General features: G+C 70.6%; 16 protein-coding genes and 1 riboswitch. Of the genes, 8 read left to right on the top strand and 8 right to left on the bottom strand.

Going from position 1 to position 13,450, the window contains the following annotated elements; all coding sequences use genetic code 11:
• Window positions 1–186: riboswitch (cyclic di-AMP (ydaO/yuaA leader) on the bottom strand.
• Window positions 187–475: 289 nt separating this feature from the next.
• Window positions 476–784, bottom strand: a complete 309-nt coding sequence (locus tag TU31_RS24335; RefSeq protein ID WP_042158197.1) for a hypothetical protein — start codon at window positions 782–784, stop codon at window positions 476–478.
• Window positions 785–790: 6 nt separating this feature from the next.
• Entirely contained in the window at window positions 791–1,426 is a 636-nt protein-coding gene (locus tag TU31_RS24340) for an ATP-dependent Clp protease proteolytic subunit (protein WP_042158198.1), read from the bottom strand.
• A gap of 59 nt (window positions 1,427–1,485) precedes the next feature.
• Here TU31_RS24340 and TU31_RS24345 point away from each other — a divergent pair, with 59 nt between their 5' ends.
• On the top strand, window positions 1,486–1,800 hold the full coding sequence (locus TU31_RS24345; RefSeq protein ID WP_042158200.1) for a type II toxin-antitoxin system Phd/YefM family antitoxin: 315 nt from the start codon (window positions 1,486–1,488) through the stop codon (window positions 1,798–1,800).
• A gap of 38 nt (window positions 1,801–1,838) precedes the next feature.
• On the opposite strand, the gene TU31_RS24350 is transcribed toward TU31_RS24345, so the two are convergent.
• A complete protein-coding gene (locus TU31_RS24350; protein WP_042158202.1) occupies window positions 1,839–2,783 on the bottom strand; it encodes a M28 family metallopeptidase in 945 nt (314 codons plus the stop codon).
• 520 nt (window positions 2,784–3,303) lie between these two features.
• Here TU31_RS24350 and TU31_RS24355 point away from each other — a divergent pair.
• From TU31_RS24355 to TU31_RS24380, 6 genes are all read left to right on the top strand, one after another.
• Window positions 3,304–3,606, top strand: a complete 303-nt coding sequence (locus TU31_RS24355) for an urease subunit gamma (RefSeq protein WP_026170153.1) — start codon at window positions 3,304–3,306, stop codon at window positions 3,604–3,606.
• Between the two features lie 16 nt (window positions 3,607–3,622).
• On the top strand, window positions 3,623–3,934 hold the full coding sequence (locus tag TU31_RS24360; protein ID WP_042158204.1) for an urease subunit beta: 312 nt from the start codon (window positions 3,623–3,625) through the stop codon (window positions 3,932–3,934).
• A complete protein-coding gene (locus TU31_RS24365; RefSeq protein ID WP_042158206.1) occupies window positions 3,927–5,648 on the top strand; it encodes an urease subunit alpha in 1,722 nt (573 codons plus the stop codon). Before TU31_RS24360 ends, TU31_RS24365 begins: the two co-directional genes overlap by 8 nt.
• Before the next feature lie 42 nt (window positions 5,649–5,690).
• A complete protein-coding gene (locus TU31_RS24370) occupies window positions 5,691–6,365 on the top strand; it encodes an urease accessory protein UreF (protein ID WP_042158208.1) in 675 nt (224 codons plus the stop codon).
• 62 nt (window positions 6,366–6,427) lie between these two features.
• On the top strand, window positions 6,428–7,171 hold the full coding sequence (gene ureG, locus TU31_RS24375; protein WP_042158210.1) for an urease accessory protein UreG: 744 nt from the start codon (window positions 6,428–6,430) through the stop codon (window positions 7,169–7,171).
• Entirely contained in the window at window positions 7,168–8,004 is an 837-nt protein-coding gene (locus TU31_RS24380; RefSeq protein ID WP_042158212.1) for an urease accessory protein UreD, read from the top strand. Before ureG ends, TU31_RS24380 begins: the two co-directional genes overlap by 4 nt.
• Window positions 8,005–8,030: 26 nt before the next feature.
• Here the strand turns inward: TU31_RS24380 and TU31_RS24385 are convergent, their stop codons facing one another.
• The 4 genes from TU31_RS24385 to TU31_RS24400 all read right to left on the bottom strand — a co-directional run bounded on the left by TU31_RS24385 (window position 8,031) and on the right by TU31_RS24400 (window position 10,290).
• Window positions 8,031–8,405 (bottom strand): roadblock/LC7 domain-containing protein, encoded by a 375-nt coding sequence (locus tag TU31_RS24385; RefSeq protein ID WP_042158213.1) that lies wholly within the window; start codon window positions 8,403–8,405, stop codon window positions 8,031–8,033.
• Between the two features lie 152 nt (window positions 8,406–8,557).
• On the bottom strand, window positions 8,558–8,938 hold the full coding sequence (locus TU31_RS24390) for a roadblock/LC7 domain-containing protein (protein ID WP_042158214.1): 381 nt from the start codon (window positions 8,936–8,938) through the stop codon (window positions 8,558–8,560).
• A 70-nt stretch (window positions 8,939–9,008) separates the two neighbouring features.
• Window positions 9,009–9,863, bottom strand: a complete 855-nt coding sequence (locus TU31_RS24395; protein WP_042158215.1) for a hypothetical protein — start codon at window positions 9,861–9,863, stop codon at window positions 9,009–9,011.
• A 43-nt stretch (window positions 9,864–9,906) separates the two neighbouring features.
• Window positions 9,907–10,290 carry a hypothetical protein gene (locus TU31_RS24400; protein WP_042158216.1) on the bottom strand — a complete coding sequence of 128 codons (384 nt, stop codon included), beginning with the start codon at window positions 10,288–10,290 and terminating at the stop codon, window positions 9,907–9,909.
• 563 nt (window positions 10,291–10,853) lie between these two features.
• Between TU31_RS24400 and TU31_RS24405 the strand changes: the two genes are divergently transcribed.
• Window positions 10,854–12,491 carry an alpha/beta hydrolase gene (locus TU31_RS24405; RefSeq protein ID WP_042158218.1) on the top strand — a complete coding sequence of 546 codons (1,638 nt, stop codon included), beginning with the start codon at window positions 10,854–10,856 and terminating at the stop codon, window positions 12,489–12,491.
• Between the two features lie 120 nt (window positions 12,492–12,611).
• Here TU31_RS24405 and TU31_RS24410 read toward each other — a convergent pair whose 3' ends face one another.
• Window positions 12,612–13,436, bottom strand: coding sequence for a TIGR02452 family protein (locus TU31_RS24410; RefSeq protein ID WP_042158219.1), 825 nt, complete (start codon window positions 13,434–13,436; stop codon window positions 12,612–12,614).
• Between the last annotated feature and the right edge of the window lie 14 nt (window positions 13,437–13,450).

Below are 13,450 nucleotides of genomic sequence, written 5' to 3' on the forward strand. Positions count from 1 at the left end.
AAACCCTTCGTCAGCCGCCTGCGAAGGAAGACCTGTCGGGTTCGGGCAGGCGAAGATGCCCGGCCGTGCGTACGGCTTCACCCCAAGGAGCCCTCGGCCGTCAGGCCGGGACCCCGTCCTGCTCGGGTCCTCCGCTCCCGCCGATCCACAACGTCGACCGGACATCCGGTACGGCGGCGGGATTAGGCGCCCGTCCGGACCGCCCCGTCGCTGTGGCGGGGTCTTGCCGTCGAAGGGATCGTCACGCACCCGCCACCGGAATTCCGAGCTGAAAATGCCGTATGTGACATGGGTCACACTTCGCCTGAATGGTTACTTTTGTTCCGTCAAGTGCCAAGGCGCGGGGCGTCGCACCCTCTGGACCAGGGACGAAACATCCAAGGTCCAAGGAATTGTGTCTCCCTGCGCAATTCGTCGCCTCCTCACATCGGGCCCGGACGCTACGCCGTATGCGCAGCCCCGTGTGCGTGTCGCGTCAACTCTCCGTGGCCGGCGGCACCATCACGAGCCCGGCCCGGCGCTCGCCCTCCAGTACCCGGAGCGCCCGGGCCAAGGTCTCGCGGTGCAGTTCGCTCTCGCCCCGGTCGTGCATCAGCGTCAGCGCGTCGCGCAGTCCGGCGGCCTTGCCGACCAGTGCCTGGGCGGCCCGCAGCCCGGTGTAGGTGTCGCCGCCCCGGGCCGGGTTGATCCTGCCCAGCAGGTCGAGCACCTCCAGGTAGCGGTCGATCAGCTCACCCTCGGCCCGCGTCAGGGCGGGCAGTGGCGGCAGTTCCGGCAGCAGCATCCGGGCTCACCGCGCGCCGAGTTGGGGGACGGACTGCTTGCGCTGACGGGTGAGCCCGTCGATCAGGCCGTACTCTCGGGCGGCTTCGGCGTCGAAGATCTTGTCGCGCTCGATATCGGCGGCGATCCGCTCCCGGGGCTGTCCGGTGTGCTCCGCCAGCATCCGCTCCAGCATGTCCCGGGTGCGCAGCAACTCCTCGGCCTCGATCTGGAGATCGGTGGCCTGGCCCTGGATCGGCTCGTGGAGCGACGGCTGGTGGATCAGGATCCGGGCGCCGGGCAGGGCCAGTCGCTTGCCGGGGGTGCCGGCGGCCAGCAGTACCGCGGCGGCGGAGGCGGCCTGCCCCAGGCAGATGGTCTGCACATCGCACGACACGAAGCGCATCGTGTCGTAGATGGCGGTCATCGCCGTGAAGGAGCCGCCGGGGGAGTTGATGTAGAGCGAGATGTCCTGGTCGGGCGCGGCGTGTTCGAGGTGGATGAACTGCGCCATCACATCGTTGGCGGAGGCGTCGTCGACCGGGGTGCCCAGGAAGATGATGCGCTCACTGAGCAGCTTGGAGTACGGGTCCATGGTGCGCGTCCCCTGGGACGTGCGCTCGGTGAACTCGGGAAGGACATAGCGGGCCATCGGTCGCAGCATGAGCTTGCTCCTCTCTCTGTAAAAAATGTACAGGATGTACGTCCAGTTAGAATGGGAGCATGGCCTACGAAATTCCGGTGACGCAAGCCCGGGCGGAGCTGGCGGATCTGATCAACCGCGTTGTCTACGGCGGTGAGCGGGTGGTCGTCACCCGGCACGGCAAACCGCTGGTGGCGCTGGTATCCGCCGCTGACCTGGAGCTTCTTGATGAGCTCGGGCGGCGTGAGCAGGGTGCGGAGGACGAGCAGGTGATCAGCACGGTCTCGACCGTGCGGCAGTTCCCGTCCGCTCCGGGCGAACGGCGGCGGTTCGGGATCGCCGCGGAACACCGCGACCCGGCTGCCGGGGACCGGCGGCCGGGTCGCGAGAGCTGACGGTCAGCTGGTGCTGACCGTGCGGGGGTGCGGGTGGTTCAGGAGCTGAGCTCCCACAGCGCGTGGGCGATGGCGTCGGTGTTGTTGTCCAGCGCCTTGTCGTCGATGTTCTTCGAGGTGTCGCAGGACTGGTGGTAGCAGGCGTCGAAGGCCTTGCCGGCCTCGCCGCCCCAGTTCTTCGCCTGCTCCTCGGTCTTCTTGTAGTCGGCGCCGGAGAAGAGGCCGCCGACGGCGATGCCCGCGTCCTTGAAGGAGGCGTGGTCCGAGCGGCCGTCGCCCTCGGTCTCCTTCTCGGTGGCGATGTTCTTCTTGGCGAAGAAGTCCTTGAAGACCTTCTCCAGGCGGGTGTCGTCGTCGTAGACGAAGTAGCCCGGGTTCGGTGAGCCGATCATGTCGAAGTTCAGATACGAGTCGATCTTCGACTTGTCGGCGCCGAGCTTGTCGACGTAGGCCTGCGAGCCAACCATGCCGTCCTCTTCGTCGCCGAACCAGGCGAACCGGAGGTGCTTGGTGGGCTTCAGCTCCGCCTTGGCGACGGCGAGCGCCACCTCCAGGATGCCGGCCGAACCCGAGCCGTTGTCGTTGATGCCGGGGCCGTCGGGGACCGAGTCCAGGTGGGCGCCGGCCATCACGGTCTTGCTCTCGTCGCCGCCCGGCCAGTCGGCGACCAGGTTGTAGCCCTTGGCGCCGCTGCCGTCGAACTCCTCGACCTTGGTGGTGAATCCGGCCTTGTCGAGCTTGCCCTTGATGTAGTCGACGGACGCCTTGTAGCCCGGCTGTCCGTGGGCGCGGTTGCCGCCGTTGGCGTCGGCGATCGACTGGAGCTGGTCCAGATCGCCCTTGACGGCCTCGACGTCGATGTCCGGGGCGGCCGCCGGCGCGGTCCCGGCGTAGGCGCCGGCCGCGGTGAAGACGGTGGCGGCAACGGCGGCGACGGCGCCCGTGGCCAGCGCGGCCCGGCGTATTCGCGTGGAACGAGTCACTGTGTTTGCTCCGATACTGGTGTGGGGGGATGGAGCTGTTTGACGCGCACATGAGAATTGCGATCACTTTGCAAACCGTCAAGAGCGCATACCGGACAGTTGTGTTCGGCGAGCGGGCCGGGTCTGGTTTACGCCGATAGTGGCGTTTCATGGCGCATGGCAGTCATCTGTTCCGTGCGCCCGCGCGGGCTTCAAGGGGTGGAATTCGCCAGCGAATTGCTTGTGCGGCCCGGGGTGTGACGGGTCGCCAGCCGCTGCGGGAGAGGGTGGCCGTGCCGTAACGGGCGGTGATAACGCCGCGTTACGCCAGGGGAAAGAAGGGGTGTCGACAGGTCCCTGGCTGTAACGCCGCTGAAATCCCGCCGAACTAGCCTCCTGGTGTGGGGCGCTTGATGGCCAAGTGCTGAAAGTCGGTTTGCTCCTCCTTTAATTACTGCGTGGTACATCTATCGACACGGGTGTGCCCACGCCTGTGACCTGGGCGAATGTGTCCGGGCGGGAAGACTGTGAGGTGGAAGGTATGCAACTGACCCCGCATGAACAGGAGCGCCTGATGATTCATGTGGCGGCAGACGTGGCTGAAAAGCGCCGCTCCCGGGGGGTGAAGCTGAACCACCCCGAGTCGATCGCGCTCCTCACCGTGCACATCCTCGAAGGCGCCCGGGACGGCCGTACCGTCGCCGAGCTGATGTCCTCCGGCCGCAAGGTGCTCACCCGCGACGAGGTCATGGACGGCGTCCCCGAGATGATCCACGACGTACAGGTCGAAGCCACCTTCCCCGACGGCACCAAGCTCGTCACCGTTCACGAACCCATCAACTGAACGGGGAGAGCAGAACATGATCCCGGGCCAGATCCTCCACGCCGACGAGCCGGTGCGCCTCAACGAAGGCATGCCCCGCACGCGGCTGACCGTCCTCAACGCCGCCGACCGCCCCGTCCAGGTCGGCTCCCACTACCACTTCGCCGAGGCCAATCCCGGCCTCGACTTCGATCGTGCGGCCGCGCACGGCAAGCGGCTGAACGTCCCGGCCGGCTCCGCCGTGCGCTTCGAGCCCGGCATCCCCACCGAGGTCGAACTCGTCCCCATCGGGGGCAAGCGCATCGTCATGGGCCTGCGGGGCGAGACCGGAGGAACCCTCGATGGCTGAACTCACCCGCCAGGCGTACGCCGACCTCTTCGGCCCGACCGCCGGCGACCGCATCCGGCTCGCCGACACCGACCTCCTCATCGAGATCACCGAGGACCGCTCGGGCGGCCCCGGCCGGGCCGGCGACGAGGCTGTCTTCGGTGGCGGCAAGGTGATCCGTGAATCGATGGGCCAGTCCCGCGCCACCCGCGCCGAGGGCACCCCCGACACCGTGATCACCGGCGCGGTCGTGCTCGACCACTGGGGCATCGTTAAGGCCGACGTCGGCATCCGTGACGGCCGGATCGCCGCCCTGGGCAAGGCCGGCAACCCCGAGACCATGGACGGCGTCCACCCCGACCTGGTCATCGGCCCGGAGACCGAGGTCATCGCGGGCAACGGCAAGATCCTCACCGCCGGTGCCATCGACACCCATGTGCACTTCATCTGCCCGCAGCAGGCGGACGAGGCGCTGGCCTCCGGCGTCACCACGATGATCGGCGGCGGCACCGGACCCGCCGAGGGCAGCAAGGCCACCACCATCACCCCCGGCGCCTGGCATATCGCCCGGCTGCTGGAGTCGATGGACTCGCTCCCGGTCAACGTCGGTCTCCTCGGCAAGGGCAACACCACCTCCCTCGCGTCGATGCGCGACCAGCTGCGGGCCGGGGTCCTCGGATTCAAGATCCATGAGGACTGGGGTGCCACCCCCGCCGTCCTCGACGCCTGTCTGACCGTCTGCGAGGAGAGCGGCGCACAGCTCGCGATCCACACCGACACCCTCAACGAGGCCGGCTTCCTCGGTGACACCCTCGCCGCCATCGCGGGCCGTTCGATCCACGCCTTCCATGTCGAGGGCGCCGGTGGCGGCCACGCCCCCGACATGATCGCGATGGTCTCCGAGCCGAACGTCCTGCCCGCCTCCACCAACCCCACCCGGCCGCACACCGTCAACACCGTCGAGGAACACCTCGACATGCTGATGGTCTGTCACCACCTCAACCCCGCGGTCCCCGAGGACCTGGCGTTCGCCGAATCCCGGATCCGGCCCTCCACCATCGCCGCCGAGGACATCCTGCACGACCTCGGCGCCATCTCGATCATGGCCTCGGACGCCCAGGCCATGGGCCGGATCGGCGAGGTCGTACTGCGCACCTGGCAGACCGCGCACGTGATGAAGCGGCGCCGCGGCGCGCTGCCCGGCGACGGCGCCGCGGACAACCACCGGGCCCGCCGCTATGTCGCGAAGTACACCCTCAACGCGGCCATCGCCCAGGGCATCGACCACCTCGTCGGCTCCGTCGAAGCGGGCAAGCTCGCCGACCTCGTGCTGTGGGACCCGGCGTTCTTCGGCGTGAAACCGCAGCTGGTCATCAAGGGCGGCCAGATCGCCTATGCGCAGATGGGTGACGCCAACGCCTCCATCCCCACCCCGCAGCCGGTCCTGCCCCGCCCGATGTTCGGCGCCACCGGCCGGGCCCCGGGCAGCAACTCGGTCAACTTCGTCGCCCCGCAGGCACTGGCGGACGGTCTTCCCGAGCGCCTCCCGCTGGCCAAGTCCTTCGAGGCGATCCGCAGCACCCGCGGCGTCACCAAGGCCGATATGCGCAACAACGATGCCCTGCCGCGCGTCCAGGTCGACCCGGACACCTTCACCGTGACCATCGACGACGAGGTGGTCGAACCCCGCCCCGCCGCCGAACTTCCCATGACGCAGCGGTACTTCCTCTTCTGAGGGGACACCCATGAGCACCCCGACGAAGGGCATGTACCCCCGATGAGCCGCGCAGCGCTGCTCGTCCTCGCCGACGGCCGGTTCCCCGCCGGCGGGCACGCCCACTCGGGCGGCGCCGAACCGGCCGTCGCCGCGGGACGCATCAAGGACGCCGCCACCCTGGAGAGCTTCTGCCGGGGCCGGCTGCACACCGCTGGCCTGGTCGCCGCGGGCCTCGCCGCCGCGGCCGCGGCCGGCCACGACCCGCTCCTTCTGGACGACGCCGCCGACGCCCGTACCCCCGTCCCGGCGCTGCGGCAGGTCGCCCGGCGGCTCGGCCGGCAGATGATGCGGGCGGCCCGCGCCACCTGGCCGAGCGCCGCCCTCGACGCACTCGCCACGGCCCGTCCCCGCGGCGCCCACCAGCCCGTCGTCCTCGGCCTGGCCGCCCGGTCCGCCGGTCTGCCGCCGCTCGATGCCGCGTACGCCGTCGCCTACGAGAACATCAGCGGCCCGGCCACCGCGGCGGTCCGGCTGCTGAGCCTGGACCCCTTCGACGCCACCGCCGTGCTCGCCCGCCTCACCGCCGACCTCGACCGGGTCGCGGAGCAGGGCGCCGAAGCCGCGCGGCGGGTCGCGGCCGAAGGAGTCGGCGCACTGCCCGCGGCCTCCGCGCCGCTGCTCGACATCACCGCCCAACAGCACGCTGCCTGGCCGGTACGCCTCTTCGCCTCCTGACCCGCCGGCCCTCCTGCCGGACCCCACCACCGCCCGCGGCCGCACCCACCACCGGAGTGACCATGCACCTCGACCACAAGGACACCTTCCCCGAGCGCCACACCTACAGCGCGCCCGAGCCCGTACGGGCCGGCTCGGCAGCCAAGGAGCGAAAGGAGAGCCGAGGCGGAGCGCAGCGGAGCGGCACCCGGCGGGCCCTGCGCATCGGGCTGGGCGGTCCGGTCGGCACCGGCAAGACCGCCACCGTCGCCGCGCTCTGCCGCGCCCTGCGCGACGAGCTGTCCCTCGCCGTCGTCACCAACGACATCTACACCCGCGAGGACGCCGAATTCCTGCTCCGCGAGGCGGTGCTGCCCGCCGAGCGGATCTCCGCAGTCGAGACCGGCGCCTGCCCGCACACCGCCATCCGCGACGACATCTCCGCCAACCTCGAAGCCGTCGAGGACCTGGAGGAGGCGGTCGGCCCGCTCGATCTCGTGCTGGTCGAATCCGGCGGCGACAACCTCACCGCGACCTTCTCCAAGGGCCTGGTCGACGCCCAGATCTTCGTCATCGACGTCGCCGGCGGCGATGACATCCCCCGCAAGGGCGGGCCCGGCGTCACCACCTCCGACCTGCTCGTCGTCAACAAGACCGACCTCGCTCCGTACGTCGGCGTCGACCTGGAAGGCATGGCCCGCGACGCCAAGGCCCAGCGCGGCGAGCTGCCGGTCGTCTTCACCGCGCTGAAGTCGGAGAACGGCGTCCGTCCCGTGACGGAGTGGGTCCGGGAGCGGCTGGCCGACTGGGCCGCGGGCCCGGCATGACCACCGCGCTCCGCACACCGCCGCAGACCGCCGCCGCTCCGGCCGCCGGTCTGCGGGCCACCGCCCGTATCGTCGCGCGGGTTGACGAGGAAGGCGGCGCCACCCGGCTGCCGGTCCTCGACGGCGACGGCCCGTTCGCGCTGCGCCGGGTCCGCGGGCCCGGCGGACAGGCCCGGGTCTGTGTCGTGGGCGCCATGAGCGCTCCCCTCGGCGGTGACCGGCTGGCCATCGAAGCCACCGCAGAGGCGGGCGCCGCACTGCACCTCACGGCCGCCGCCGCGACCGTCGCGCTGCCCGGCCGCACGGCCGACCACGCCACCTACGACGTGCGGCTGAGGGTGGACGACGGTGCCCGGCTCGACTGGCTGCCCGAACCGCTGATCTCCGCGGCCGGCAGCGCACTGCGGATGACCACCACCGTCGAACTGGCTCCCACCGCCCACCTGGTACTGCGCGAGGAGCAGGTCCTGGGACGCAGCGGCGAGGAGACCGGCGCGCTGCGCAGCCGGATCGTCGTCCGCCGGGGCGGCCGGACCCTGCTCGACCAGGAGACGGCGTACGGGCCCGGCGCCCCCGGCTGGGACACCTCGGCCGTGCTGGACGGACACCGCGCCCTCGGCCAACTCCTTGTGGTGAAACCGGAGTTCGACCAGTGTCCGGCCGAGGTGCGGCTGCTGGGCGAGGCGGCGGGGGAGCGGTCCGGCGACGGCGCGGGGCAGGGCGTACTGGCACCGCTCGCCGGTCCCGCGGCCCTGGCCACGGCCGTCGCCCCGGACGCGCTCCGGCTGCGGCGCCTCCTGGACGAGGCCGCCCGGAGTGCCGCCGCCGGGTGACGGCGGCGGTGACGGGGCGGGCCGGCTCAGACCTCCAGGTCGGCCTCCAGCCGGGCGAGGCGGTGGCGCGCGAGTGCGAGATTGGCGCGCTTGCGGTCCAGCACCAGATAGAGGAAGAGACCACCGCCGTTCTTGCCCGTCACCGGGCGGATGATGTGGTACTGGGCGGTCAGGGTGATGAGCATGTCCTCAATGGAGCCCTGGAGTTCCAGCATCTCCATGGTGCGCATCTTGGCGCGTACGACATCGGTATTGCCGGCCGCCGCGATATTGAGGTCCAGCGCCTGATTGTCGCCCAGGGTGGCCAGTGCCATACCGCTGGTGTAGTCGACCAGGGCGACGCCGACCGCGCCCTCGATGGTCGACATCGCGTCGGCGAGAGCGGTTTCCATTTGAGCCATGAGGGGTCAGACCTTTCGATTTCTTGACGGTGTTTCAGCGGTTCCGGGGTTGCGCGGTTCCGGGATTCCGGGGTGTCGAGGTGTCACGCGTTCCGGGGGTTTCTGCATGCGTGCGGGGACGGTGGGGGCGTTGTCGTGTCGGGGGTGTGCTCTTATCGGTGGGGCGCCGCGTCCACGAGGGCGCCGATGCGTTCGGCGGCCTTCCGGGCCTGGAGATGCAGCCGCCCCACGTTGGTGTCCGTGCTGGCCACGGCCGTGAGGACCGCGCGGCGCCCGGCCGAATAGGCGGCTATGTAGCCGGTGGCACCGCGGGTCAGGGATTCCTCGAAGGCGCCCTGGCCGGTCGCCTCGGTGAGGCGTTTGGCAACGCCGATCGCGGCGGCGGTGAGCGCGGCCAGCCCGTCCGGTTCGATATCCGGCAGATCGTGGGCGATCACCATGCCGTCCACACTCGCGACCATCCCGCCCTGGAAATGGCGCACTTGATCGCGCAGTGTGTGCAATTCATCCCGTATCCGGGGTTCGATCGTCATCAGTCTCCTTTTCCGGGCGCGTTTTCCGATGACGCGCCTCATGGTGTGCACCGTCTTCGTGCGTCAGGGCTCACAGGTTTTCCTCCAGCGCCGTACGCAGTCGGACAAGGAGGGCAATATCCGGATCGGCGGTATCGAGCAGGTCCGGAACCGGTAGTTGCCAGGTCGGGGTGGGGTGTCCCTCGGAGGCGGGGGCGTCGGGCCCGTCCAGGCAGGCGCCGGGCCGGCGCCGGGGGAGCGCCGTCGGTGCCGGGGGCAGTTGGACGAGGCCGGCGGCCGCGAGACGGCGGATGTCGAGCAGGGTCGCGAACGCGGACTGGCCCAGCAGCCGGGCCAGTTCCTGCGGGGTGTGCCGGCCGTCGGCGCGGTCGAGCAGCCGCCGCTGCCGGCCCGTGGTGGGGGCGGCCGAGGTGCGCGGCCGGACGGGTATGACGGGGGAGGAGTCGACCGCCGCCCACGGGTGGAGCCGGTCGAGCAGCGCCCGGCGGCGGGCCGTCGCCTGCTGGAGTGCGCCGGCGCTGATCGGCCGTACGACACCCAGCCAATGGGCGGTCCCGGGCGTGAAGGAGGTGGACTCGGGCGGCAGCGGCAGGGCGAAGAACGCCGCGTCGAGCAGGGCGGCGAGATGGCATATCTCCAGTTCGCTCTGGGTCAACCAGCCCTCGCTGACCAGGATTTGAGCGACCTGCTGCTGTGGCCCCGCCCGCTCGACGGCGTACTGCCAGCCCTGTGGCGGCACCTTGCCGGCCGCGATGAGGAGGATGTCGAGACCGGGGGCGGCGGTGCCCTCGACGCAGTAGACCGCGCCGTCGAGAAGGTAGAAGCAGCCGTGCGGACCACGGAGGGCGCCGGTGACCCGCTCGGCGGCGCACCGGTCGAGCAGCCCTGCCGGTGCGGGCGGGGGAGGGGATATGGGCAGGCCCATGGCTGGTTCCTTTAACGTGCGTGCGGTGTGGCGGAGCGCGTGCTCAGGGCGCGACCAGCTCCGCCGCCAGATCGCGCAGCCGGAGCCGCGCGACGGCGAGATTGGCCTGGGTACGGTCCAGCCAGAGGTAGAGGTAGGTCTGGCTGTCGAAGGCCGTGTGCACAAAACGGATGAGGTGGTAGCTGCTCTCGGCCGTGATGATCAGGTCTTCGAGGGCCGGGCCGCCGGCGCCCGAGGTGTCGAAGGTGGCGTTGCGGGCCACGGCCTGCACCACCTCGGCGGTGTCGGCGGCGGCCGCATCATGATCGCCGTGCGGAGCCTGCCCCGCCGTGCCGAGTGTGAGACCACTGGTCCAGTCGATCAGTCCGGCGCCCAGAACGCCCGGGATCCCCATTGCCTGGGACAACACCTGATCGATACCCGGCACTTCGGATCTCCTTCGCGACAACTCTGACAGCGCGAAAACGCCGAAGCCCTCCCGTGGCAGTGAGTGGGAGAGCCTTCACGGAAGGTTACTGAAGCTGTGCGGCTGGCACATGCCTGTGGGGCAGGTCTACGGCAATTGACGTATTCTCGCCCCTGCGCGCCCCCTTGGCGGCCATCGCGCCGTACCGCGCTCCGGCAGCTCGCCCACCGTGCTGCGCGCCCTGTCGAACCGCCCGGCCTGCTGGTTCGCCTTCTCCGTCCGGCATCGGCCGTAAGTCCGGACCGAGTTGAGGATGCCACCGCGGGGTCCGAATGGCGGGGGAAAGTTCGTCATGGGGCGGCGGCCTTGGCCGGAATGGTGAGGTTCCCCTGCGAGGACCGGCCGTTCGGCCGCGGCCGGTCCGGGCCCGGGCGCACCGCCGGCGGCGGGGCAAGAAACCTACAGGTTGGTAAAGAAGTGTGGGCCAAACCTGTTCAGGAGGGGACGGCGCACGACAGGATCCCTCTGTAAGCCTGTGATCAACGCCGCCACAAGTGGCGCACCATGCAGGGGGAATTGACCACGTGAGAAAAACAGCAGCGCTCGGCGCCGCCGGAACTCTGGTCTCCGGCGCGCTTCTCGCCGGAGCGATAACCGCCACGCCCGCCCAGGCGGGTGAGCAGCACCAGCGCGGTTCGGCCGAAGCACGCGGTGTGGCCACCGCCGCCGCGCGCGCAGCCAAGAAGGGCATCGACTGGCAGGACTGCCCCGCGGACTGGGGCCTCAAGTCGCCGGTCCAGTGCGGCTATGTCACCGTCCCGGTCGACTACGCCCGGCCGAACGGCCGCACCATCAAGATCGCCGTCGACCGTGCCCTCGGCACCGGCGGCAAGGAGCAGCACCAGGGCTCCCTCCTCTACAACCCCGGTGGCCCCGGCGGTTCGGGCATGAAGTTCCCGACCCGCATCACCACCAAGAACCCGCTCTGGGCCAAGACCGCGAAGGCGTATGACTTCGTCGGCTTTGACCCCCGCGGCGTCGGCCACTCCGCGCCGATCTCCTGCATGGACCCGCAGGAGTTCGTCAAGGCGCCCAAGGCCGATCCGGTGCCGGACAGCGAGGCCGACAAGCGCGCCCAGCGCAAGCTCGCCAAGCAGTACGCCGAGGGCTGCGCCGAGCGCAGCGGCCGCCTGCTGCCGTACATGACGACCCCGAACACCGCCCGCGACATGGACGTGATCCGCGCCGCGCTCGGTGAGAAGAAGCTCAACTACCTGGGCGTCTCCTACGGCACCTACCTGGGCGCGGTCTACGCGACGCTCTTCCCGGGGCACGTGCGCCGGATGCTCGTCGACAGCGTCGTCGACCCCTCCCGCGAGAGGGTCTGGTACCAGGCCAACCTCGACCAGGACCTCGCGTTCGAGACCCGCTGGGGCGACTGGAAGAAGTGGGTGGCCAAGAACGACGCCACGTACCACATCGGCAACACCCCCAAGAAGGTCCAGGCGGCCTGGGAGAAGCTGCGGGCGACCGCCAAGAAGAAGCCCATCGGCGGTGTCGTGGGCCCGGCCGAGCTGACCGGTTTCTTCCAGAACGCTCCGTACTACGACTCCATGTGGGCCTCGGTCGCCGAGGTCTGGAGCGCGTACCTCACCGGTGACAGCAAGCCGCTGGTGGAGAACGCCGGTCCGAACCTCAAGGACACCGCGGGCAACATCGCCTCGGAGAACGGCAACGCCGTCTACACGGCCGTCGAGTGCACCGACGCCAAGTGGCCCACCAGCTGGAAGAAGTGGGACCGCGACAACACCCGCATCCACCAGCAGGCACCGTTCATGACCTGGTCCAACGCCTGGATGAACCTGCCCTGCGCCACCTGGCCCGTCAAGCAGCAGCGGCCGGTCGACGTCAAGACCGGCAAGGGTCTGCCGAACGTGCTGATCGTGCAGAGCGTCCGTGACGCGGCCACCCCCTACGGCGGCGCGGTCGAGCTGCACCGTCGCCTCAAGGGCTCCCGTCTGATCACCGAGCGGGACGCCGGATCGCACGGTGTCACCGGTCAGGTCAACCCCTGCATCAACGACCGGGTCGACGCCTACTTCCTGTCCGGAAAGACCGACGCCAAGGACGTGACCTGCGCCCCGCACGCCACGCCCAAGCCCAGCAAGCTGTCGGCGGCGAAGTCCCTCCTGGGGGCTTTGGACGTGCCCGCCGTGCACTGATGATGACGGCATGAACGGTGCCGGCATGAACGCTGCCGGCACCCCATGACGGCACGCAGGGGCGGCCGGGAATTCTCCCGGCCGCCCCTGTCGTTTCGGCCCGCCTCCCCGCTCCGGCGCTCAGGCCGGAAAGACCTCGGCGAAGGCGGCCCTGGTCGGGGAGTCCTCCCGGCGGTCCAGCACGGCGAACACGACCCGGTCGAACCAGCCGGCGAACCGGCCGCCGTCCAGCAAGGCCGCCGCGAACGCCCGTGCCACATCGGCCGGTTCATTACGGAACACCCCGCAGCCCCAGGCACCGAGCACCAGCTGACGGTGCCCACCGGCCGCCGCGACCTCCAGCACCCGCTCCGCCCGTACGCCCAGCGCCGCCGCGATCCGCCCCGTCCCGTCCGGGCTGCGCCGGGCGATCACCCCGGCGTTCGGTGCCGCGGCCGTCAGGAAGCCCGCCTCGTACGGCACATCGAGCAGCCTGCCGCGGTCGTCGCGGAACACCGGGACGCCGGGGGAGAGGATCACCCGGTCGCTGTAGAAGGGGCTGGGGTCGGCCCGATGGGCGCCGTAGAAGTCCGGGGCCTCGCGCACACAGGCGTAGAGCGCCGACCCACGGCACAGCGCCTCCTCCTGGGCCTGCGCGCCGTTGAGATAGCCGCCGCCGGGATTGCGCGCCGAGGCGAAGTTCAGCACGGCGAGCGGGCCCGGGCCCGACTCGGCCAGCCGCCGCCCCGCCGTGAGACTGCCTTCCCCCGTCACCTCGAAGACCGTGTCCACGCCCGGTGGCGGCCCCGCCACGGCGACCGGCTCCGGACCGTACAGCCGGGTGCCGGCCCGGGCCCGTCCGACCGCCGCCGCGATCTCCACCAGCCGTCCGCTCGGGGTGCGGTACGCACCCGCCGCGACGATCCGCTCCGTCTCCTGAGCCATGCCACGCAGCCGGGCGCTCATCGTCGGCACCCCCG

The sequence above is a fragment of the Streptomyces lydicamycinicus genome (genome assembly GCF_000829715.2).
Classification (GTDB): Bacteria; Actinomycetota; Actinomycetes; order Streptomycetales; family Streptomycetaceae; genus Streptomyces; species Streptomyces lydicamycinicus.